The sequence below is a fragment of the Bacillus sp. FSL K6-1000 genome, assembly GCF_038630785.1.
GTDB classification, from domain to species: domain Bacteria; phylum Bacillota; class Bacilli; order Bacillales; family Bacillaceae; genus Bacillus; species Bacillus safensis.
In genome coordinates, this window is sequence record NZ_CP152042.1 from 3,500,119 (window position 1) to 3,523,644 (window position 23,526).

22 protein-coding genes and 1 riboswitch are annotated in these 23,526 nt (G+C 43.2%); of the genes, 3 read left to right on the top strand and 19 right to left on the bottom strand.

Annotation, left to right across the window (positions count from 1 at the left end; translation table 11 throughout):
* Positions 1–59: 59 nt before the first annotated feature.
* On the bottom strand, positions 60–1,178 hold the full coding sequence (locus MHI46_RS18240) for a sugar ABC transporter substrate-binding protein (protein WP_342503005.1): 1,119 nt from the start codon (positions 1,176–1,178) through the stop codon (positions 60–62).
* A gap of 171 nt (positions 1,179–1,349) precedes the next feature.
* Positions 1,350–1,459: riboswitch (SAM riboswitch) on the bottom strand.
* 97 nt (positions 1,460–1,556) lie between these two features.
* Positions 1,557–2,984, bottom strand: coding sequence for a right-handed parallel beta-helix repeat-containing protein (locus MHI46_RS18245; protein WP_251180940.1), 1,428 nt, complete (start codon positions 2,982–2,984; stop codon positions 1,557–1,559).
* Between the two features lie 368 nt (positions 2,985–3,352).
* On the opposite strand from MHI46_RS18245, the gene MHI46_RS18250 reads away from it, so the two are divergent.
* Together MHI46_RS18250 and MHI46_RS18255 are read left to right on the top strand one after the other, a co-directional pair.
* A complete protein-coding gene (locus tag MHI46_RS18250) occupies positions 3,353–4,444 on the top strand; it encodes a branched-chain amino acid aminotransferase (RefSeq protein ID WP_039182437.1) in 1,092 nt (363 codons plus the stop codon).
* Positions 4,445–4,539: 95 nt separating this feature from the next.
* A complete protein-coding gene (locus tag MHI46_RS18255) occupies positions 4,540–4,734 on the top strand; it encodes a hypothetical protein (RefSeq protein WP_099663799.1) in 195 nt (64 codons plus the stop codon).
* Between the two features lie 19 nt (positions 4,735–4,753).
* On the opposite strand, the gene MHI46_RS18260 is transcribed toward MHI46_RS18255, so the two are convergent.
* The 13 genes from MHI46_RS18260 to sigY form a co-directional block, all read right to left on the bottom strand.
* Positions 4,754–5,152, bottom strand: a complete 399-nt coding sequence (locus tag MHI46_RS18260; RefSeq protein WP_099663800.1) for a hypothetical protein — start codon at positions 5,150–5,152, stop codon at positions 4,754–4,756.
* A 122-nt stretch (positions 5,153–5,274) separates the two neighbouring features.
* Positions 5,275–6,603, bottom strand: coding sequence for a 6-phospho-beta-glucosidase (locus tag MHI46_RS18265; RefSeq protein WP_251180939.1), 1,329 nt, complete (start codon positions 6,601–6,603; stop codon positions 5,275–5,277).
* Complete coding sequence (locus MHI46_RS18270) at positions 6,600–6,926, bottom strand: PTS lactose/cellobiose transporter subunit IIA (RefSeq protein ID WP_039182451.1); 327 nt, start codon at positions 6,924–6,926, stop codon at positions 6,600–6,602. The genes MHI46_RS18265 and MHI46_RS18270 overlap by 4 nt, the downstream gene beginning before the upstream one ends.
* Positions 6,927–6,952: 26 nt before the next feature.
* The gene (gene celB / locus MHI46_RS18275; protein WP_024423868.1) at positions 6,953–8,302 is read right to left on the bottom strand and encodes a PTS cellobiose transporter subunit IIC; all 1,350 of its coding nucleotides are present in this window, start codon (positions 8,300–8,302) and stop codon (positions 6,953–6,955) included.
* A 14-nt stretch (positions 8,303–8,316) separates the two neighbouring features.
* Positions 8,317–8,622 carry a PTS sugar transporter subunit IIB gene (locus MHI46_RS18280; RefSeq protein ID WP_003214824.1) on the bottom strand — a complete coding sequence of 102 codons (306 nt, stop codon included), beginning with the start codon at positions 8,620–8,622 and terminating at the stop codon, positions 8,317–8,319.
* A 122-nt stretch (positions 8,623–8,744) separates the two neighbouring features.
* On the bottom strand, positions 8,745–10,688 hold the full coding sequence (locus MHI46_RS18285) for a BglG family transcription antiterminator (protein WP_260775003.1): 1,944 nt from the start codon (positions 10,686–10,688) through the stop codon (positions 8,745–8,747).
* Positions 10,689–10,922: 234 nt separating this feature from the next.
* Positions 10,923–11,537, bottom strand: coding sequence for a class F sortase (locus tag MHI46_RS18290; protein ID WP_107162861.1), 615 nt, complete (start codon positions 11,535–11,537; stop codon positions 10,923–10,925).
* Positions 11,538–11,596: 59 nt separating this feature from the next.
* Positions 11,597–12,988, bottom strand: a complete 1,392-nt coding sequence (locus MHI46_RS18295; protein WP_212039567.1) for a copper amine oxidase — start codon at positions 12,986–12,988, stop codon at positions 11,597–11,599.
* Positions 12,989–13,111: 123 nt separating this feature from the next.
* Complete coding sequence (locus MHI46_RS18300; protein WP_223250414.1) at positions 13,112–13,225, bottom strand: hypothetical protein; 114 nt, start codon at positions 13,223–13,225, stop codon at positions 13,112–13,114.
* A gap of 82 nt (positions 13,226–13,307) precedes the next feature.
* A complete protein-coding gene (gdhA, locus tag MHI46_RS18305; protein ID WP_260775004.1) occupies positions 13,308–14,678 on the bottom strand; it encodes an NADP-specific glutamate dehydrogenase in 1,371 nt (456 codons plus the stop codon).
* A gap of 311 nt (positions 14,679–14,989) precedes the next feature.
* On the bottom strand, positions 14,990–15,202 hold the full coding sequence (locus MHI46_RS18310) for a hypothetical protein (protein WP_039182469.1): 213 nt from the start codon (positions 15,200–15,202) through the stop codon (positions 14,990–14,992).
* Complete coding sequence (locus MHI46_RS18315) at positions 15,199–15,510, bottom strand: YxlC family protein (RefSeq protein WP_047202956.1); 312 nt, start codon at positions 15,508–15,510, stop codon at positions 15,199–15,201. Before MHI46_RS18315 ends, MHI46_RS18310 begins: the two co-directional genes overlap by 4 nt.
* Complete coding sequence (gene sigY / locus MHI46_RS18320; protein WP_107162858.1) at positions 15,507–16,040, bottom strand: RNA polymerase sigma factor SigY; 534 nt, start codon at positions 16,038–16,040, stop codon at positions 15,507–15,509. Before sigY ends, MHI46_RS18315 begins: the two co-directional genes overlap by 4 nt.
* 452 nt (positions 16,041–16,492) lie before the next feature.
* On the opposite strand from sigY, the gene MHI46_RS18325 reads away from it, so the two are divergent.
* Positions 16,493–17,530: a pectate lyase gene (locus tag MHI46_RS18325; protein WP_064498828.1), complete on the top strand. Its 1,038-nt coding sequence runs from the start codon at positions 16,493–16,495 to the stop codon at positions 17,528–17,530.
* A 53-nt stretch (positions 17,531–17,583) separates the two neighbouring features.
* Here MHI46_RS18325 and cydC read toward each other — a convergent pair whose 3' ends face one another.
* From cydC to MHI46_RS18345, 4 genes are read right to left on the bottom strand one after another with little or no spacing between them, the layout of a single operon-like run.
* Positions 17,584–19,317, bottom strand: coding sequence for a thiol reductant ABC exporter subunit CydC (cydC, locus tag MHI46_RS18330; protein ID WP_260775005.1), 1,734 nt, complete (start codon positions 19,315–19,317; stop codon positions 17,584–17,586).
* A complete protein-coding gene (cydD, locus tag MHI46_RS18335) occupies positions 19,307–21,043 on the bottom strand; it encodes a thiol reductant ABC exporter subunit CydD (RefSeq protein ID WP_144468091.1) in 1,737 nt (578 codons plus the stop codon). Before cydD ends, cydC begins: the two co-directional genes overlap by 11 nt.
* Positions 21,043–22,059 carry a cytochrome d ubiquinol oxidase subunit II gene (gene cydB / locus MHI46_RS18340; RefSeq protein ID WP_039182483.1) on the bottom strand — a complete coding sequence of 339 codons (1,017 nt, stop codon included), beginning with the start codon at positions 22,057–22,059 and terminating at the stop codon, positions 21,043–21,045. Before cydB ends, cydD begins: the two co-directional genes overlap by 1 nt.
* Complete coding sequence (locus MHI46_RS18345; protein ID WP_039182485.1) at positions 22,046–23,461, bottom strand: cytochrome ubiquinol oxidase subunit I; 1,416 nt, start codon at positions 23,459–23,461, stop codon at positions 22,046–22,048. The genes cydB and MHI46_RS18345 overlap by 14 nt, the downstream gene beginning before the upstream one ends.
* Positions 23,462–23,526 lie beyond the last annotated feature (65 nt).

The window sequence follows — 23,526 nt, forward strand, 5'->3', positions numbered from 1 at the left end:
CTTCTCTTGATATCATCTGAAAAACGAAACACCCTCTATGGAAAGAGAGTGCACGTCGCTTATTTTGTATAATGCTTCTTCAAGGTCTTCATCCAATCTTCCTCAAAAGCAGTCGATGAACCGAATCCCTTCACTTCGTCTGCAAGATTGACCATGTTAATGGCTTTTCCTGCTTGTTGAAGCTGCTTTTGTGAGATGAGAGAGGCCTCAAGGTCATAGGAAGATGGTGTTTTCTCACCAGCTATTTTCTTCGCAAGAATCCTCACGTCGACTGCGCCGATGAGCTTCGGATCAACCGCTGCTGTGTACTTCCATGGACTGTCCTTCGCTGTCATTTCTTGAAGATCAGCATTTGACACATCAATCCCATAAATCTTCACTTCTGTTCTTCCTGCTTCCTTTAACGCTCTTGCTACCCCAATGGCAAAGGCATCCCATGTGGCAAAAATAGCGTCCAGTTTGCCCTTTGGATACTTATTCAGCATGGCTGCTACTGCATTTTGCGTTTGAACAGACGTATCAGAAGAGGCTACACCAAAGCGGTCAAGCTCCTTGATCCCTGAATGTTGTTTAAGCGTTTCTTGATAAACCTTGTTTCGTCTCACCATTGGCGGGAATCCATCTACCCACAGGTACGCAATATTTGCTTTTCCTTTAAAGTCAGACACGAGCGCGTCTAATGATTTTTTCGCTAATTGTTCGTCATCTTGAGACGTCACTGTGACCCCTTTGATGTCCTTTAGCTTAGGATTCGAATCAAACGCTACAACCGGAATGCCTTTCGCTGTGATCTTTTTCACATCAGCGACTGTCGCCTCGTCGTCCCCGTGAGAGATGATAAAGCCATCATAATTTTCTTCCAGCGCCTGAGAGATGGCATCATGGAATTTTGCTGTATCACCATTTGCGGTGTAGACATCTACCGTAAAGCCGAGTGCTTCACCTTCTGCCTTCGTTCCAGCTAAAAATTGAGCTGTATGATCGTCTCCTCCAATTTTGCGGATCACTTTAATTTTTGCCCCCTGTCCCTTTGCAAATCGCTTCGGTACATTGTCAAAAGAGACTTTTTCGTTTGCATTTGCCTTTGAGCCTGCACTTGATCCAGTGCCGCAGCCAGATAATAGGACGGTTAATGCCGTTAATAAGACAAGAAATGATGTAAAATGCTTACGCTTCATTGCTGTTCCTCCTCAAGTTGTTTTTATTTTTCACATCGGAAAACTAGGTAAAAATGTGGTAATACGCCTGTAAAAACAGGCATTTGATTCGAAAAAGAGACGAAAAAAAGCCTCTCTTGGAAAGAGAGGCTTGATCACCGTTGCATGAAACATGTATCGGGAAGTCTTCCTCTCTTATCTGTCAAAGCTGTAACAGCTTTGCAGGAATTAGCACCAATTTCTACAATAGAAACGGTTGCTGGGCGTCATAGGGCCAGTCCCTCTGCCTCTCTTGATAAGAGATCCGTTATGAAATTTGTTTTCGTTGAAATGTCTTCTTTACTTTAATGTGATGTCACATCAATGTCAATGACTTTTTTGAAAATTTCTAAAATATCATCAGCTTCCGATAATTTTCTTAGCAGGTGATGATTTCTTCAGACGGAAATCATATTTTTTCTCATTCACAAATTGTGGGTTGAGATGGGCTGATCCTTTATCTTGACCGCTATTAGAGAGATAGGTTTTGTAGCCTTCCATCCATTTCCCGCGCCAAATCCACTGTGATGCTTTCGCACCTTTGCGATCATCATAAACGTTCTTCTGGAAGGTATTCTTTTGGTTCACTTGATAAAGATTCACGACTAAGTAATGCGAGGCGCTAGCCGTCATGATATTATTCGTGATTCGATTGTTCACTGCTTGATACTGCATTAGCAATTGGCCGCCTTCTAAGCCGGCTGTGTCATTTTTGTACAAAATATTATGTGAAATCGTCGTATTGGTTGTACCGCCACGCTTCGTATCATAGCCGCCAATAGATATGCCTGTATAACGGTTTAAATATACTTGATTGTGTTCGATGCGGATGCGATCTGCCATTTTTCCTTTATGTTCGCTTGTGACTTCAATCCCCAGGTCATTGTTATGTGAGATGTTATGATCGATCACAATGTCTTTTCCGCCATCAACATAAATTCCGCCAGCGGAGATGTCGCTTCCATAGGCTGGGTTCCCTGCACTCGTAATCTCATATACCTTGTTTCTAGAGACGACTCCATTTCTAACTTGATCATACTTTTTAGAGGGTGCTACGTTCTCGAAACCAATTAAATCAATGCCAATATTATCAGTGTGCCGGACCGTGTTATGTGTCACACGGAACTTTTTGACGTTTCCATTTAGCACAAGCGCTTCACTGAAGCCCAGTTTTAATTTTTCAACGGTATTTCCTTTGATTTCAATGTCTTCTATTGCTGCAGGAGCTTTTGTCCCATAGACAGCAATTCCATGTGCATTTCCATTTTCATGTTTCGTCTGAATGTCATACACTCGGTTATTGAGCAGTTTTACGCCTTTACCGCTTCCTTTGATGAAAATACCAACTGGTGTTAAATCTTCTTTATTCGTCTTAAGATGTCCTACAGTGAGGCCTTTGAGGGTGATGTAGCTCTTTTGATCGACCGTGACAAGACCGCCATCGGCTTGATTTCCTTTAAGGGATGCCCCACTAATCACAGGTTTTTCTTTTCCGTAAGCTTGAAAGACAACGGGTGCTTTCTTTGTTCCGGAATAACGGACAATCAATTTCTCTTTGTATGTACCGCCTCTCATGTAAATGGTTGTCCCAGCCTTCGCCATACTTGCTGCTTTTTTCAGCGTGCGGAAAGGTTTTTGCTTTGTTCCCGGGTTTTTGTCGTTTCCGTTTACCGCTACGTAATAAGCTGTGCTTTGCTTAGCACCAGCTTCCTCTGTCATCGCTTGACAGCCAAAGCTGATCATGGACATGAATACAATGAGTAAAATGCTTGGTATCACTCGTTTCATCTTGTTGTTTGCTCCTTTCCCTTCTCTTCTTCCTTTATCGGTTAAAAAAAAGAGGATTAAAATATGACAATGTCCCTTGCAATGTACTAGTCAAAAGGTGTATGGTTGAAAGAATATCTTACAGGAAAACCATTCGTTTTTAAATTGTCAGATTAATCAGTTAATAACGTATTTGGATTTTATTTCTTTTTTAAAAAGGGGGGACATGAGCCAAACTGACAGCAGAGAGAAGGAAAGCGCTTTAACAGATTTTTCTTGTCTGAATTCCAGAAAACCTATTGCTAATATTTTGTGAAGGTATAGAATAGAATCATAATTATTTCATATTATTAGAATTTTCAAATAATCAAACAGCAAGGAGATTTACAATGCCAAAACAACCCATCCGCGTTGAACTTAGTTCAACAAAAAAACCAAAACCTCAATCTGATCAACTTGAATTCGGAAAAATCTTCACAGATCACATGTTTGTGATGGATTATTCAATTGATAAAGGCTGGTATGATCCAAGAATTATTCCTTATCAGGCTATTCCAATGGACCCAGCTTCGATGGTCTACCATTATGGTCAATCTGTTTTTGAAGGATTAAAGGCTTATGTTTCTGAGGATCAAAAAATTCTCTTATTCCGTCCGGAAAAGAACATGGAACGCTTAAACAGATCCAATGACCGCCTGTGTATTCCGCAAATTGATTCAGAAACAGTATTAGAGGGCTTAAATGAACTCATTCGCATTGATAAGGATTGGGTACCTGATGCAGAGGGCACTTCCTTGTATATTCGTCCATTCATTATTTCCACTGAGCCGTATTTAGGCGTTGCACCGTCTAGCACGTATAAGCTGATCATTATCTTATCTCCAGTGGGATCATACTATAAAGAAGGCATTCATCCGGTCAAAATTGCCGTTGAAAATGAGTTTGTCCGTGCCGTTAAGGGTGGAACAGGAAATGCCAAAACAGCTGGAAACTATGCCTCAAGCCTTAAAGCACAGCAAGTGGCTGAAACGAAAGGGTTTTCACAAGTTCTTTGGCTTGATGGGGTCGAGAAAAAATACATTGAAGAAGTCGGCAGCATGAATATCTTCTTTAAAATCAACGGAGAAATCGTGACGCCTGAATTGAACGGCAGCATTTTAGAAGGCATCACACGTAACTCTGTACTTGAGCTGTTAAAGCATTGGGGAATTCCAGTCACAGAGCGCAAAATTTCAATTGATGAGTTAATTGAAGCACATCAATCTGGCGAGCTTGAAGAAATTTTTGGGACTGGAACGGCGGCCGTGATCTCTCCTGTCGGGGAATTAATTTATCATGATCAGCCATATGTGATCCAAAATGGTCAAACAGGCGAAGTATCCAAGAAATTGTATGAAGCCATTACTGGCATCCAAAAAGGAACACAGCCAGACATCTTCGGCTGGACAGTTGAAGTTGACTCGGTCGTCAAGCAAGCATAATCATGTAAAAGAACCTTTCATTCACGAAGGGTTCTTTTTTGTTTATTTACCTCTCCTTTATCCCTTATAATGGTAATAAATTGAGGAGGGATGGTATGTTTTTTACTTATCTATTAGCGTTCATTGGGATCTGTATCGGATCGATGATCGTCGCTACTGGTTTCGACGATTCACCGTTCCTCACCCGGTTTCTATTTAAGGCGCTTGGGATTTCTATCCTTGCTCTTTCCATCTCTTTTGTAAAGGTTAGACGAAAGAAGTTACAGAAACAAAAGGCGAAAAAGGCTTAGTTGACTCGTCTGCTTCCCATCAAATCGTGCACCAAAACAAGACCGATACCCCAACAATCGCCCCAGCGTATATCCACTGTTTTCCCTTGATGCTTCGCTTTCTTTCGATCAGTAAAAAAATCTCAGGCAAAAAGATGATCATGATTTCTAGGATAAAGACAAGATAGTAAACAAGCGGCATCGGCTGGAAATCAAACTTTCTTGCATCTCCTCCAATCGTTGCGAAATACATCAACAGGTTAGTCACTGGAATGGTGAAACAAACAAGCAGGCGGAGAACATAAATCCACACATAGTCCTTATGCCGAATGAGACCAACAAATGAAGCAATAAGGCCATACAAAAACAAGATCACTGTGCCATAACTCATGACAGGCTGTACGACAAATCCGTAAAGCATTAAACCAATTGCAACCATATTCCAACAGTCCTTTCTTTGAAGCCATACATGCTGTTTTTTCTATCATACACTTCTTTCTCCAGTTTCCATATGAAGAAATCATAAAAAATGACCCCATAAAAGGGGTCACTCATTATGTGTTAAGCATTGACTGATTTGAAGAATTGCGGTAAATATTCACGATGCGCTTCAAGCATTTCATCTAAAATTTGCTTTGCAATCTCGTCAGATGGGACGAGCGGGTTGATCGTCATCGCAACAAGAGCCGTCTCGTAATCTCCAGTTACAGCCGCTTCAGCTGCCACACGCTCGAATGATTTGATTTGTTGAACGAGCCCTCTGACAGCTACAGGCAGATCACCTGTCGCGATTGGCTTTGGTCCGTCCTTCGTAATGATACAGTTTACTTCAACAGCTGATTCAGCCGGAATGCTGGCAATCGCCCCTTTGTTCACTGTATTGACTGGTTGAATGTCGTGCTTATCATTATAGATGGAGCTGATTAAGTTACAAGCCGCATCGCTGTAATAGGCTCCGCCTCTTTTTTCGAGCTGCGGTGGTTTAATCGACAAATCAGGATCTTTATAGAGCTCAAATAGTTCCCGCTCGACCTGCTGTACAACCTCCGCTCGTGTTCCTTTTTCTTGAGCCGCCTTTTGTTCTTCTTCCAGCATATCTTTCGTTTTATAGTAATAGCGGTGATACGGACATGGGATGACCCCTAATCCTTTCACAAAAGAAGGCTCCCAGTTTTTCGCTTCAATGTTTTTCATGGACCACTGGCTGTTCGGATTTCCTAGTTCATCAAGCACTTGATCCATAATGCTGACCCCGTCTAAATATACGTCTAATCCATAGACCATGTGATTGAGACCGGCAAACTGTACCTCAATGCGTTCTACATCCACTTCAAGCGCCTTAGCGATTCCCATTTTGATCCCAATCGGCACATTGCATAGACCGACGACTTTTTTTAGATTCGTATAGCGTAAAACAGCTTCTGTGACCATGCCGGCTGGATTCGTAAAGTTCACAAGCCATGCGTCTGGGCAAAGCTCTTCCATATCCTTCACAATGTCTAAAATGACCGGGATGGTCCGAAGGCCTTTAAATAAACCGCCTGGTCCATTCGTTTCCTGACCGATGACGCCATATTTAAGCGGTATTCTTTCATCCTTTGCCCTTGCTTCCAGCAGTCCTACACGAAATTGTGTCGTCACAAAATCTGCGTCCTTTAAGGCTTCCCGGCGGTCAAGAGTCAGGTGTACCTCAATCGGTAGACCTGCTTTTTCGACCATACGTTTCGCCAGAGCGCCCACGATGTTTAACTTTTCCTGACCCGCTTCAATATCCACAAGCCATAATTCCTTTACAGGCAATTCATGATATCGTTTAATAAACCCTTCGACGAGCTCAGGCGTATAGCTCGATCCACCGCCTATTGTGACAATTTTGATTCCTTCTTTCATGAATTGACACCTCCGAGTTGCTTCATTTTTTCATGGAGCTCAATGATTTCTGCTGCGAGCTCCTTAACGGTCATTGCGTTCATGAGATGATCCTGCGCATGAATCATGAGGAGGCTAATATCCGTCTTTTCGCCCCTGATTTCTCCTTGGATCAGCTCTGTCTGTGCGTGATGCGCCTCATTTAACGCGTCTTGTGCTTCCTGCATTTTTTGCTTCGCCTCATCAAAATTACCTTGCTTTGCACACGTAATGGCTTCCATCGCTGAGCTTCTGCCATTTCCGCCGTGCAGGATGAGTTGAAACACAATTTGTTCCATTTCCATCGGCCGCATCCCCCTTGTTCCCTCTATTACATGCTGACAACATTTTCATCAGTTGATGCTTTTGTTTCTAGTTCACTTTCTTCTTTCAATTTCTGCTTATCCCACATTCTAAAGAATGGGTAGTATAGAGCAAATGACAACGCAAGGTTAATCAGCTGCATGACAGCACCAGAGATTTTGCCTCCTGTGGCGAGATAGCCTGAAATGATTGGCGGCATGGTCCATGGAACAGCAATCCCTGCAGGTTTTGCCACAAGCCCTGTGCTCATTCCGATATATGTGGTGATGATCATCATGATTGGCGTAAGGATAAATGGAATGAGAAGCATTGGGTTCATCACAATCGGCATTCCAAAAATGATCGGTTCGTTGATGTTAAAGATGGCTGGCCCAATGGCAAGGCGGCCAAGCTGTTTCATTTGTTTACTTCTGGCACGTAAGATCATGGTCAGCACCAAAGCAAGCGTTGCACCGCTTCCGCCGACGTTGATGAAGATTTCAAAGAACTGCGCTGTGAAAATATTCGGCAGCACTTCTCCTGCTTGGAATGCAAGACGGTTCTCATCCATTGCACCGAGCCAAATTGGCCCCATGACGCCCCCGACAATGGTTGCTCCGTGAATACCACATGCCCATAGGAGCATTTGCACACCCATCGCAACGATACTGCCGCCTAAGCTGCCACCAAGAATGGAAAGCGGTGTACCAATTAAGACCGTGATGATATTATGAATACTCTCAAAAGGTGTCATCTCAATCACAAGTCTAGCGACCCAGATCAGTGTGATGACCACAAAACCTGGAATAAGTGCAATAAACGATTTACTGACTGCTGGCGGTACACCATCAGGCATTTTGATGACGATATTCCGCTGTACAATAAAGCGGTAAATTTCGGTTGAAAGCATGGCAATAATCATGGCAACGAATAAGCCTTTACTGCCCATCAGTGTGACAGGAATGCCCCCGCCTACTAGGATAGCTTCTGTTGAGCCTTCAGGTGTGAAAGGTACTTGATATGGAGTAGCCAACAGGAAAGCCGCAACAGCGATCGCACCAGATGATAGTGCATCAACGGCATACTTTTCAGCCAGCCTGTAAGCAATCCCGAAGGTTGCAACAAGTGCCATAATGTCAAAGGTTGCATTAACAGGATAGGATAGTTTCGTGGCCCATTCTGCTCCGAAGATACTTGCCATAAAATCGCTGTATCCTGGGATCGGAAGGTTGGCTAAAATGAGAAACAGTGAACCGACAATAATGAGAGGCATCGTTAAAACAATTCCGTCACGCAATGCTTGTAAATGTCTTTGAGCGGCAATCTTCCCTGCAAACGGCATGACCTTCTCTTCTAGAAATCGGTTGAATCCATTCATCCCCTCCGCCCCCTTTATCCGTTCACTAGCTGTTCAGCAGATTTTAAAACCTCGGCGCCATTACATACGCCATAATGCACGGTATTAATTACGTCTACTGGTATTCCTTTTTCTTCTCCGAGCTTTTTCATTTGCGGTAATAAATATCGAACCTGAGGTCCTAATAAAAGCACATCGGCTTGATCAATATGATTTTTCGCAGAATCTCCAGATACTGCCCAAATACGATAATCTTTTCCTTGTTCTTGTGCGCTTTTCTCCATTTTTGTGACAAGTAAGCTTGTGGACATACCTGCTGCGCAAACCAATAAGATATTCATGTGTAAACGCCCCCTTTTCAAAGTGTGAAGCTATTCTTTACACATTCATCATATTATGAAACCGCTTTCATAAACACCCATACTTTTTCCTTTAGGAAGCGGAAAAAGTTAATATCACACAGTTAGTTCTTGTACGAAGGAGCCTTTTTATACATGATATCAAGCATGTCTTCAAATGTATCACAGGCGATCAGGTGCTGAATGAATTTCACATTATGCACAAGCTCCCCCAGCAGGCGGTACATGCCTTTTAAATCTTTGGCATTCTCTTTTTCGACACAAAGCAGACAGACAAATTGAACCTTTTTCTCTCCCCAAATGATTGGTTTTTCTAATGTACATATCGCCCAAAACGTCTCATCTGTCAGCGGTGTCATCGGGTGCGGAATCGCCGTATAATGTCCGAAAGAGGTAGGAGCAGCCTCTTCTCTTTCCATGACAGATGGTGTGAGCTCAGCTGGCGCTAATCCCATATCGATGACTTTTTGCGTTAAAAAGGTGATGACCTCTTCTTTTGTGTGAAAGGCGCGTTTTGTAAAAACCAATTCCTTTTTCATATATTGCGAGGCCAATGTCACCCTTGTTTCACTCGTCAGGGCTTCTTCAATTTTTAAAAAATCGCCGCCTCCCAAAATGGTGTTCACTTGAATGACTGGAACCGGTAATTCCATATGAATTGGAATGGTTGTAATAATTAAATCCAGTGCATGTAAAGAGACATGCGGAAGCGAATATAGCTCTGCTGTTCCTAAAATGGTCAGTTTTGATCCAAATTGTGAACGCAAACGATCCTGCAGCAGCCTTGCACTCCCTGCACCAGACGCACAGACAATGAGACACCGCTTCGGCGGGATCTCCATTTTCCTCCGCTCTAAAGCCGCACCAAAATGAAGCGCCATATATCCGATTTCATTCTCATGAATACTCAGCCCCTCCTCTTCTTCAAGGACCCTGCTGGCGATAATCCCCGCTTCAAAGGCAAGTGGATACCCCGCTTTTATTTCATCAAGCATCGGATTTCTTAAGTTCATTCCATATTTACATCGGTTGATGGCAGGCTTTAAGTGCAGACTCAATCCAATCATTAGTTCCGTATCGCCGGCTAAATCAAGCTGCAATTTTTGATCAATGGCCTTCAGCATGAACTGTACAAGCCGGCTCGTGTCATCATCGACAATTTGTTTTTGACCGCTCGAGGAAAAGGACTGTACCATTTTGGCTGTTCCTAGTAAATGAATGGTGATATAGACGATTTCCTCTTGTGGAAATGAGACACCCAGCAGCCTTTCAAGACGCTCCACCATTTTTTTAGCGACCCTGTATTCCTTTGCCCGCGGAATTTCGCTGATTTCCTCTGGAAGAACAGATACATAGTTTCCGTGTCTAATTCGTTTGCAGGCAATAGCAACATGAACAATTAAATTATTCATGCAAATGTCTGATAGATTCATGCCTTCCTCATTGATATAATCGATCATTGTTTTCTGAATCAATTCGAGTTCATGCTTTGGCAAAATGGTAACAGCTGTGTTCAGCATCGTTTGATAAGAACGACGTTCATTGAATAAATATTCTGACATGCAATAACGAATTTTCATCTCTGATCCCTTGATCCGACAGCCTTTGCTCGGCTTCGCTTCCAGCTTCAGATCAAAGGGCTCCAGCTTACGTTTGACCGATTTCACATCGTTGCTCATCGTCGATTTACTAATAAACAGCTGCTCCTGTAAATCCTCAAGCTTCACATAGGATTCTGCCAAAAGAAGCCTTTTTAAAATAAACCGAACTCGCTCCTCTGGCAGCACAGCAAGCGGCTCTTCCTGCTCAACCTCCTCCTTCATAAAACGGCGAAAGGCATTCTCATCGTTGATCAACAGCTCATAGCCAGCTCCTCTTACAGCTGTTACAGCTGCTTGATAAGGGGCAAGACGGTCGTTCAGTTCCTTTATGTCTGTACGAATGGTGCGGCTTGTCACTTGTAAACTGGCAGATAGTGCAGCGCTTGTGAGCGGGGTCTCAGCTGCCATGAGCTGACTTAAGATGTGCGCCAGTCTTTTACTCAGCATCAGATCGGCCTCCTTATGTAGGGTGGAGAATCTGCCTTGTCTGGACAGGTTGTAAACGCTTGCAGTTCTCTTCATTACTCATATTCTACTGAAAAGAAATAAAAATTGCCATCTCATTTATATGACAAATGCCCCTATTTATACAACTAACCATATCTAATGTCCTATGAATCTTTTTGAAAGATACTTGCGAACCACGAAAAAAAGGCGTACACCATCGTGTATCCGCCTTCTTTATGAAGAGATCATCTGGGTAAAGACAACCAATCTTTTTTCATGCGTGCCTGCAGCATGATCAAATGTCCCTGTACAAGTGATTAAATTGAGATTCCGTGTAAAGGCGTATCCAAAAAACGCATTAGGCTTCTCTTCACGCGGATAGCTTCTAACTTTTATGACTTCAAAGCTTCGCTTTTTTCCCGATGAGGACGTAACGATCACCTTGTCTCCCTTTTTCAGCTCCTTTAATCGATAAAAAACCGATGGCCCCCATTTATTATCTACATGGCCATTCATGACGGCATTCCCTTTATCTCCTGGTTTTGGACCATCTTTAAACCAAGCTGTGTTGTCTGTATCCCGAGGGACACCCATACTGCCATCCTTTAATAAAGCTGTTTTCTCCACTTTTGCTTTGACATCAATAGCGGGAATGGCGATTTCAGTTGGTACTATACCAGATGGCTCGTCTTTAAATGTTTCGTGTGAGTGGTTCTGTTTCTCAGCTTGATGTGTGGTCATTTCCTTAGAAGCTGATATGTTTTTTGAGGATGACGATTCATCCATTGACTGTGATGAACAGCCTGTGATGATGAGAAATGAAAATATGCTGAGCAGCCAATTCTTCATCTAAGCCGGCCTCCTTTTGAAGAAAGGAACGGCACGATTGTGCACGTTCCCGTCTGTCTTTATGAGTTAGAATTTGATGCCTTACGGCGATTAAGGAAGAATGCACCTGCCACGCCGCCTGCGAGGATCAAACTTGCGATCATTCCCACAAATGCTTCATAGGACATGCCTAAAGGACCGGCTGTGCCCCCCATACCTGTTTTCGGCATTTCATTAGGCATGTTCGATTTGAACAGCTCAGGATGCTGATCAACAATTGCTGCTGTGACATCTTGACCAACCATGAACATATGACCATAAGCCTCTCTCACTGTCGGGTAAAGCTGATCATATTCACCATTATGATAAGACGTATATGTTTTGATCAGCTCATCAATATGTGTTTTCAAACCAGCTTCTAAATCAGCTGCCTTCAAACGTCCATCTGTCGCTTGATCTAGGAATTTCGCTTGCTTCATTCGATACGCATCTAAATCTTTGACAGCCTTTTCTTTTGCTTGATGATCCCCTGATGCATCCGCTTTGACATAATCAACTAAGTAACCGATATGGCTTGACCAAATGTCTTTGAATTGTTTGCCTGCATCCTTACCATAAACAGATGCAATTGCAGCAGATAAATCATTTGTGTTTTCATTTAAAGCCGCTGCTGCTTGCTCAAAGTCCTTACTGCCATCATTTCCTTTTTGCATGGCAACTACTGCGAGTGCCAAATGCTCTGAAAACAAGTAGTTTAAATCTTCACGAAGATCCGCTGCTGGTGTATCCACTGACTTTTGATCAAATTTCCCAGGAAATTGATCTGTGATGGCCCATGACACGCCTTTTCCTACCTCAAACATATGATGAATGGATTTTCTCACCGTTTCATAGGTCGTATCAAAATCCTTTTCATTATAGCTGTCAAACGCTTTTAGCAGTTCGTTCACATGCATCTTCAAGCCTTCTTCAAGCTCACTTGCTTTCAGTCTGCCGTCTGTTGCTTGATCGAGCATATCGGCTTGTTTCATTCGATATTGGTCAAGCTGCTTGATCGCTTTCTTTTTACCTGCATCATCTTTTTTCGCTGTGGCTTGTACATAGTCAACAAAGTAGCCGATATGACTTGACCAAATGTCTTTGAATTGTTTGCCTGCTTTTTTACCATACACAGAGGCTATTGCATCTGATAAGTCATTCGTGTTGTCATTTAAAGCCGCCGCTGCTTGATCGAAGTCTTTACTGCCGTCAATTCCTTTTTGCATCGTGATCACCGCTAAATAGGCATGCTCTGAAAACAGCTGATCTAGTGCTGCTCGAAGATCTGTTGCTTTATTTGAAACCTCTTGTGACGAAGACGTCTTCTTCGCCTCCCCATGCATATGTCCTTCGTGTGCACTTGCGCTATGAGCCGCTGGGAATAGTAACGCTGCGCTCAGTGGAATGGTTAACATTGCTTTCTTCATGTTCATCTTTTATTTCCTCCTCTTTCCGTTTGTTATGTACTTAACGGAGAGAGGGATGAAATGGATCATTCGATTCTATTATTTTTTTTACAACACAGGATCTGTATGTTTGCATAAAAAAAAGCCGGATTATCCGGCTGATACGTTACGACGTTTAGATGCTTTTCGCTCTTTATATATTTTCCTCACCACTGGATAAATCACAGGTGCCCATTTGACAATTTGTTTCAGCCATTTTTTCATTTCTCCCGCGCCTCCTTATTGTCATTCTTAAAGGACGATTCCCCATCTTGTCATGAAATAAACAGGTGCGGGAGAGCAGGAGTTAAATCACGCCTTGTGCGATCATGGCATCTGCCACCTTACGAAATCCTGCAATATTTGCTCCAACCATGATGTTCCCTGAGTGTCCATATTCGTCCGCTGTCTCTGTACACTGACGATAAATAGACTGCATCATTTGTTTCAGCTGATCATCTACTTCTTCAAATGTCCAAGACATTCTTGCACTGTTTTGCGCCATTTCCAGTGCTGAGACACCTACTCCGCCAGCATTCGCTGCTTTTGCTGGCGCAAACAAAATACGATTCTCTTCAAATATTTTGACTGCCTTAAGAGTGGACGGCATATTGGCTCCTTCTCCAACAGCGATGACACCATTTGCCACAAGCTGCTGTGCATGCGCCTCTGATATTTCATTTTGTGTTGCACATGGCAGCGCAATATCACAAGGAACGGACCAAATTTGTTCGCAATCTTCAATTAATTCAGCATGCGGGTGAATGTCTATGTATGCCCCAATCCGCTGATTCTCGACTTCCTTCAACTGTTTGATGGTCTCCAGTGAAATCCCTTGAGGATCATAAATCGCTCCGCTTGAATCACTGCAAGCCACAACCTTACCGCCTAATTCCATTACTTTTTCCATTGCATAAATAGACACATTTCCTGAGCCTGACACAACAACTGAACGCCCTTCAAATTGGAGCCCATGTGCTTTCAGCATTTCCTCCATGAAGTACACCAGTCCGTAGCCTGTCGCCTCTTTTCTCGCTAAGCTACCTCCGAACCCAGGGCTTTTCCCCGTGAGTACACCCGCTTCATAAGCACCGCGCATTTTCTTATACTGTCCGAACATATAGCCAATTTCGCGTGCTCCTACACCAATATCACCTGCTGGCACATCTTGATCAGGTCCGATATATCGGCCGAGTTCACTCATAAAGCTTTGAACGAAACGCATGATTTCTCCATCAGACTTGCCTTTAGGGTCAAAATCCGATCCTCCTTTCCCTCCGCCGATCGGCATACCAGTCAGAGCGTTTTTAAAGATTTGTTCAAACCCTAAAAACTTGATAATGCTTGCATTGACGGTTGGATGGAAACGAATGCCTCCTTTATAAGGACCGATGGCACTATTGAATTGAACCCTAAACCCTCGATTGACTTGTACTTTGCCCTCATCGTCTACCCATGGCACTCGAAATACCACAAGCCGCTCAGGCTCAATGAGCCGTTCTAAAATGCCCTGTTTTTCATACTCTGGATGCTTTGCAAAAACTGGGACGAGTGATTCCAGAATTTCTTTTACCGCTTGCTGGAATTCCTCCTCGCCGGGATTTCGTTTTTCCACCTCTTCTAACACACGGTGGATGTAGCTTTGTGCTGTTTGTGCTGCTCGATCTAAGGTCAACATGTCGCATCTGCCTCCTTGTAGATATCTCCACACTTTTAATTGTTAGATTTTCTAACGCATATTGAGATTAATTTAACACCAATTGTAAAATCTGATCAATATTGATAACAGATGAAAATGATGCCGAATTGAGATAGATCAAGCAGCCGCAGCAATTGACTTTAAAAATAAGCGCTCAGGGAATGACTAATGTGCTAGAAACGAACAAGCGGATGTTTCTCGTCCCGTTTTCTTTAACAAATACATGAATCATGATGAATTTCTAGCTTGTTTTCCAACGAAAAAAGGGTCAAAAGTTTGATCGGATGCACTCAATCTTTTCGAAGCTTCCCGCCTCTTTTTCGATCAGGTAGCACGACACAAAGCCAATATAAAATAGAAGACGATGGAAAGTTAATGAGACCGACAATACCCCAGAACCACTTGTAACGCCCTCTTTTCTTTGCATCCATAAATAAAAGAAAGCCCTGTGCAAACAATAACGGCAAGACGCACAATAAGATGATCATTTCCGTCTGACTCATAAGGAAGACCCTCCTTTGATATGTTGATATTCCTTGTAGCCAACAATAAAGCAGATGGGTATGCTCACTATTTGGAGAAGAATGAAGATGATAGGCAAATGGGTAATGGCAGCTGCAAAGAGTGCCAGAATGGTCAAACTGATCAAAACGTATGCCAGCACTTCTTGTTTAAAACGCCTTTTCTCTTGTTCCTTCGCCTGTTTCAACATCATCATGACAGCCTGCTCACTTGGCTTTTCCACTTCAATTTGTTCATCTAGCTGCTGCAGCTCTTCTTTTAAACGTTCGGTCAAACGATCTTCCTTCATACATCCCACTCCTTTCGAATTTTCTTTAATCCATGATGAACCCTCGATTTCACAGTGCCTTCTCTCATTCCAAGCATTGAAGCGATTTCTGGGTAGGTAAAGCCATAATAATAGTGCAGAATAATTGGTGCTCGCTCCTGAGCCTTTAATTCATTTAAAGCATCCCACATGTCATGCCATGTGTTCCCCTTTTGCTGAACGTCCCATTTGAAACGACGTATGGCCTCCTGATTCGCTTTTCCTTCTCTCATTTGTTCACGTTTTCTTTTCTTCTGGTGATCTAAAAATTGCCTAGATGCAATCGAAATGAGCCAGGTTGAAAATAAAGAATCTCCTCTAAATGAAGAAAGTTTCATATACGCTTTCAGCATCGTTTCTTGCATGATTTCCTCTGCCAGCTCTTGTTGAAGGGTCAGCTTCAGCATATATCGGTAAAGGAAGGAATAATGATGTCGATAAAGGGCTGTAAACGCAGCATCATCGCCCTGTTTTGCCCGCTGAATCAATAATGCCTCTTCTGTCTGCTCCAAACACGCCCCTCCTTCCTTTTCTTCTCTTACTCATGAGACGACACGAATGACAATACCGTTTAAAATAGACCTTATTTTTTAGCATAACTTCTATGAAACCCATTTTATATGCCATTTTTTCTTATGTAATGATTATGGCATTCCTTCTTCTCTAACAAAATGATGCGTTTTGATTTTCTAGCAAATGGAGAGCCTCCTCTCCATAATCATGATGTCATCCACATACCTATCGACAATGGTCCTTATCTCATGAAGATGAAATAAAATAATCATTGGCTTAGCTTCCTAGAAAATCATGGAATACGCTGCGCCTATCCTTAGCCGATGATACCTTTTTGCATGCTATGCTCTTCCTACATTCCGAATGAGGCGATGCTTGTGAAGGAAGGAGGATTGGGTGAATCACAGCTTATTTTGGAAACGTTTTCATTAAAACAAAATAGAGAATGGAGATGTTGACTTTGAAGAGAAAAGTTCCAATGTTAGCCGGTGTATTAGCTGTTGGTCTCGTCACTTCATTATTTGCACCAAACGGGGAGGCAAAGGCAGCAGCCAAATACCCAGAAAGCCCTTCTATTATGGCCAACTTTAATCAACAAGGCTTCTCCACATTAAATGGCGGCACAACAGGCGGTGAGGGCGGTAAAACCGTCACAGTCAAGACTGGAAATGAATTATTGGCTGCCCTCAAAAATAAAGGAACAAACGAAAAATTAAAAATTGTAGTAGACGGGACGATTACCCCTTCTAATACATCAGCCAATAAAATCGATGTGAAAGATACAAATAATGTTTCGATCGTCGGTAAAGGGACGAACGGCGAATTTAATGGGATTGGTATTAAAGTATGGCGTGCCAATAACATCATCATCCGCAACTTGAAAATCCACCACAGCAAAATCGGTGACAAAGATGCGATCGGGATCGAAGGCGGTTCTAAAAACATATGGGTCGACCATAATGAACTGTACAACACATTGAATTCTGGGAAGGATGACTACGATGGTTTATTTGATGTGAAAAATGACTCTGACTATATTACCTTCTCGTGGAACTATGTACATGACAGCTGGAAAACAATGCTCATGGGCAGCTCCGATAACGATAACTACAATCGAAAAATTACGTTCCACAACAACCGTTTTGAAAACCTGAACTCTCGTGTACCGTCTATGCGCTTCGGGGAAGGACATGTCTATAACAACTATTACAAAGGCATCTTGGCAACAGCGATTAACTCACGTATGGGCGCAAAGATGAGAATTGAACACAACGTATTTGAAAACACCAATAATGCCATTGGAAGCTGGGACAGCCGTCAAGTAGGAACATGGCATGTCATCAACAACTCTTATATTAACAGCACAGGCAGTCTGCCAACATCTTCAACAGGTACGTATAACCCTCCTTATAACTACTCTTTGCTTAACGTGAACAATGTGAAATCAGAAGTGATCTCAAATGCAGGTGTTGGTAAAGTAAACCCTTAAACCACAAAACGTTCGGGCAGAGATTTCCTGTCCGAACGTTCTTGTCATTTCATTTATATTGTAGAAAAAGGACGATCCATTTCATACAACTTTTGATAACGCTTGTTTTCTTTTAGTAAAACCTGATGCTGACCCTGCATCTCAATGCGTCCGTCTTCAATAAACATGATGCGGTCACACGCCTCACAGCCAGTCAGATGATGGGTTATCCAAATAACTGTTTTCCCTTTTAACACACGGAAGATGGTTTCAAGCAATTCACGCTCTGTCCGTGGATCAAGCCCGACGGTCGGTTCATCTAATACAACAACCGGCGTGTCCTGCAGCAAAATCCGAGCTAATGCCATACGCTGTCTTTCTCCACCTGAAAATCGAACCCCTGTCTCCTGAACACCTGTGTGATAACCTTCTGGCAAAGACTCGATGTAATCATGCAGTTGCACTTGTCTAGCTGCTTCTTTTACCTGCTCTTCTGTCGCCTCTGGAGATCCTAAACGGATATTGTTTAAAACAGACGTATCAAATAAATAAGGCTGTTGATTGAGCACAGACACATAGGCAGACACCTTCTCTTGAATGCTTTGAACCGGTTTTCCTTGAATGCTGACAGCTCCTTGATTTGGAACGACTGCCCCTTCTAACAATTTTAAAATGGTCGATTTGCCTGCACCGCTTTTTCCTAATAGTGCGAGTGATTCCCCTTGCTTCAGAGAAAAGGACAGGTCTTGAAGTACATATTGATGCGTGTCATACCGAAAGGACACTTGATTGAAACAGACCGCTTCATCGTGAGAAAGGGTTGACTGATTCACTGCCTTGCTCTCAGTTTCTCCTTCATATGACTGCTTTTCATAATGATGTAATCTGCTGACAGCATGCTGATAGACAGGGATATCACCTGCTGCATCTGACAGCGGAAGAAAGGCTTCTGTTAATGGAAACAGCACAAGTACAAAGGCTGCAATCAGGGTGTGTGACATGGATCCTGACTGAACAACCGATCCGCTCCAATACACGACAAGCACGACAGCTCCTCCAATGATCAGCTGTACAAAAAATTGGCGCCGACGGATAAACCGGTGCTTGGCTGCTTCAAGCGCTAACAGCTGCGCTTCTTTTTGTTCATAACCATCAACAAAATCTTTCTGCCTGCCGCTGAACAACCAGTCACTAACGCCCATGACTGCATCTGTTAAATGGCTGTACAGTTCATTTCTGCCTTTTTTCATTTGAATTTGTCTTGCCCGGTTCACAAGCACTGTGACGTATGGGAAAACGAATACGAGGAGTGCCATATAAAGCAGCATCAGTCCAGCAAAAGGCCATGAGAAAAGGCCAAGTGCTCCAATGGATGCGGCATATAAAAGCAGTGCACCGATGGATGGAAAGATGGTTTTTAAATAGGCATCCTGCAGTCTCTCTACATCATCTGACAAGAGACCAAGCATTTCACCTGTCCCCAGCTTTGTCTGTTTGGCACTTCGTTCAGCCATGTCATACAGACGCACACGCATTTTTTCAATCATTGTCAAAATGAGCTGATGGCTCGCCAGCCTTTCTGCATAGCGGGCAGCAGAGCGCGAAATACCAAAGGTACGTACAGCCACGATTGGGACGTAGACCATGAGTATATTCTCAGGTCTTGTCGCGGCTTTTGAAATGAGAAAGCCCGACGTGTACATCAGCATAGAAGCAGAGAATACCGCAATGGCTCCTAAAAATAAAACCAAGGCAAACAGCTTTCGATTCTCCTTGATATAAGGTATAAACCAGCCTTTACTGATCATGTGTGACCGCCCCCATTTGCTCCTGTGCCAATTGATAATACACGCCTTTTCTTTGCATTAATGATTCATGTGTCCCCATTTCTGCGACGGTTCCTTGATCCATGACAATGATTTCATCCATGTCCGGCATCCAATGGAGTCTGTGTGTCGCTAAGAACACAAGTTTATGTTCAAACAGTGGAAGCATTGTTTTTTTCAATTCATACTCTGTTTCAATATCGAGATGCGCCGTTGGTTCATCTAACAGCATAATCGACCGCTGGCCCAGCACAGTTCGAGCAAGGGCAATTCTTTGCGCCTGTCCGCCGCTTAGCCCTCTTCCCTGTTCTCCAATGACCTCATCCAGGCCATTTGGCAGCTGCGTGACAAGCTGAGTTAAACCAGCCTCATGCACAGCTCTTTCCACTTCTTCATCTGTTGCATTCGGTTCATAAAAACGAATGTTTTCTCTTAATGTCATGTGAAATAAATAGGGATGCTGCGGCATATAGACAACTTCCTTTTGCCATTCCTTCATCTGTAAATGAACAAGTGGCTGGCCGTTTAGCGTGATTTGACCCGAAGACGGTTCAACAAAGCCGCCGAGGACATCGGTTAACGTCGATTTCCCTGAACCACTGGCACCAATAATGCCGATTTTTTTCTTCCCTTTGACAATGAGATCTACATCCTGAATGGAATAAGGGGCATGTTCATCATGCTGGACACAAACATCTTGCAGCGTGAGCACGGATTGTGCATCCCACTTGTCCAGCTGCACAGATTGTGTCTCCTGCGTGCGAAAGCCCTTTTCTTCTAAAATGACCTGCATAGCTTCATTCGCTTCTTTTCCATTTAACGTCGCATGATAATCATTTCCTACTTCACGTACCGGCAGGAAATACTCTGGCGCCAGCATAAGCGCCGTCAAAGCCGGCAATAAGAGAAGCTCTCCTTCAATTAATCGCAAGCCAAGAAAAACAGCGACGGTCGCAATTGATAGCATGGAAAAGAAATCGAGCGCAAACGATGACAGAAAGGCGACCTTCAGTGTGCTCATGGTCGCTTTTCGATATCGCTTTGACACCTCCGCAATATTACGGGAGTGTTTTTTGCTGATACCTAAGTAACGAAGCGTCTCAAGGCCGCGGAGAGAGTCAGTAAAATGATTGGATAATTTCTCATACGATCTCCATTGTTTAGCCGCTTTACGCTGAGCAACAAGGCCTAGCAAAATCATAAAAATAATTAAAATAGGCAGCGTCACAATTAAAATGACGGCCGATGTTTCATCTAATGTCCACACATAGATAAGGACCATTGCCGGAATCACTGCCATGTTCACCATTTTCGGCAAAAACAGCTGTAAATACTGACGGTATTGAGCAATTCCTTCCATTGCTAATGTGACAAGCTTTCCTGTCCCTTTTTTCTTTGCGAAGGCAGGCCCTAATCGAAAAAGTTGGTCTAGCAGCTGCTTTCTGACGTCTGCTCCAATTCGGGAAGAGTACGTAAACATGACCTTCTCCCGAATCAAGGTGAGACCGTGCCGCACAAGAAAGGCAGCAAGAAATAGCAGGACATATGGCGTTGCCTGCGAGAGGCTTTTCCCGTCAAACAGCGTTGTAATGGCATGTGCCAGCCACTGTGCTTGGAAAATAATACTTGCTCCTTGGATGAGTGACACAATACCTAAGAGGGCAAGAAGCCCTCTCATTCCTTTTAGTTGAAGCAAACGTTTATCCATTAGTAGGTCATTGGCTCCTTACCGCTTACACGTTTACGGAAGACGTAATAGCTCCAAATTTGATACCCAAGCACAAAGGGCAGCAAAGAAATGGCCACAATCGTCATGACCGTCAGTGAATAAGATCCAGATGCAGCGTTTTGAATCGTGAGATCAAATGAATGGCTGATTGAACTAATCATGACGCGCGGGAACAATGCAGTGAACAGCATGGACACCGTCACCATGATGCCTGCGCCTGTGAATAAGAATGTCCAGCCATCACGTTCTTTTCTCATCAAAACAAGAGCAGCTATATAACAAGCCACAATCAGCACAGTTAACGGAATGGTGATGATCGGGCGTACGGTATAAATGTCTGTTTCTATGATGGACACACCGACAAAAATAACAAGAACAGGGAGTGCAATAAGCAGGACACGCTGGCCCAGTTTTCTTGCACGATCTCTTAATTCACCCTCTGTACGAAGTGTGACGAAAATCAAGCCATGCAACAGGCAAAGAACTGTCACAGCTACCCCGCCGATCACTGAATAAAGATTCACAAAGTCCGTAAAACCAGCGTACATGTTCATGTCTTGATCAATTGGCATCCCGCGTAAAATACTCGTGAATAATACACCTAGTAAAAATGGCGGAAGCAGACTGCCAAAGAAGATGACCCAGTCCCACACCTTGATCCAAGAGGCTTTCTCAACCTTCCCTCGGAATTCAAAGGCGACCCCGCGCCCAATGAGCGCTAAGAGGAGAACCGCAAACGGAATATAGTATCCGCTGAACATCGTGGCATACCAGTGAGGAAATGCAGCGAAAATAGCGCCGCCAGCTGTAATCAGCCAGACCTCATTCGCATCCCAGAAAGGACCAATCGTATTGATTAAAATGCGGCGCTCGTGCGCGTCCTTTCCAAGCAGCTGCATGGACATCCCGACACCAAAATCAAATCCTTCTAAGAAGAAAAATCCAACAAACAATACTGCGACAAGAATAAACCAAATCTCGTTAAGATATGCCATGATATGCGCCTCCATCAAATGGATCTGTAGACAGGTCCGTTTCATCCTTTTGATCTGTATCTTCTTCAGAATGTGCACCTTTTTTAATTTCTCGAATGAATAAGTAAGCGAGCACAATAGCAAGAATCAGATACATCGCCGTAAAGCTAATGACTGAGAATAACAGCATGCCATACGATACGTTCGGTGAAATCGATTGAGCCGTCGTCATCATGCCAAAGACGGTCCACGGCTGACGCCCGATCTCAGTCATGATCCAGCCGGCTGAGTTCGCAATAAACGGGAACGCAATCATCCATACCATGAAGCGTAAATACCATTTGTTTGTTTCAAGTTTCTTTCTAAAGCTTAAGTACAAGCCAATCATACTAGCAAAAATCATCAGCATGCCTGCACCGACCATGATTCTAAAGCTCCAGAATGTTGTTTTCACTGGCGGAATATAGTCCCCGGGACCAAACTTGGCTTCATATTCTTTTTGAAGTGTCAGCATACCTGGAACATCCCCGCTGAACTTCGAATAAGCCAAATAACTTAAGGCAAACGGAATATTGATCTCCGCAGAGTTTTCTTTTTTATCTGTGTCAATGTTGGCAAATAGTGTCCAAGCCGCTGGATCTCCACTATCCTTCCAAAGGGCTTCACTTGCTGCCATTTTCATTGGCTGTGATTTCATTAAATGCTTCGCTTGATCGTGTCCAGAGAACGCCACACCTAAGCCAGAAATTAAAGCGAGGACCATCGCAATCTGGAATGACTTTTTGAAAAAGGCGATTTCTTGCTTTTTAATCATTTTATAGGCACTAACTCCTGCAATAAAGAAAGCTCCTGTTGCCAGTGCACCAAACAGAACGTGCGGGAATTCAACCCAAAGCTGCGGGTTCGTTACAAGAGCGCCAAAATCATTCATTTCTGCACGACCATTTTTAATGGCAAATCCAACTGGCTCCTGCATAAATGAGTTGGCGAGTAAAATCCAAAACGCCGAAAAGATCGTACCAAGGGAAACAAGCCAAATGCACAATAAATGAATCTTCTTCGGCAGACGATCCCAGCCGAATATCCAAAGTCCAATAAATGTAGATTCAAGGAAAAAGGCCAAAAGCGCTTCAATGGCAAGCGGTGCACCAAAGACATCACCGACAAACCTTGAATAATCTGACCAGTTCATCCCAAACTGGAATTCCTGCAGAATCCCTGTCACCACACCTACTGCAAAGTTAAGTAAGAACAGGTGACCCCAAAACTTCGCCATCTTTTTATAGATGTCTTTTTTCTTGACGACATAAAGGGTCTGCATCAATGCGACGATAAACACCAAACCTATTGACATAGGAACAAAAATAAAATGAAATAATGTCGTTGAAGCAAATTGAAATCTTGCTAAAAACAGCTCACTCACAGCCTTACATCCTCCCTTACTTTCACATGCCGAACGATTCATGCTCACCATTTCACAAAACGTTC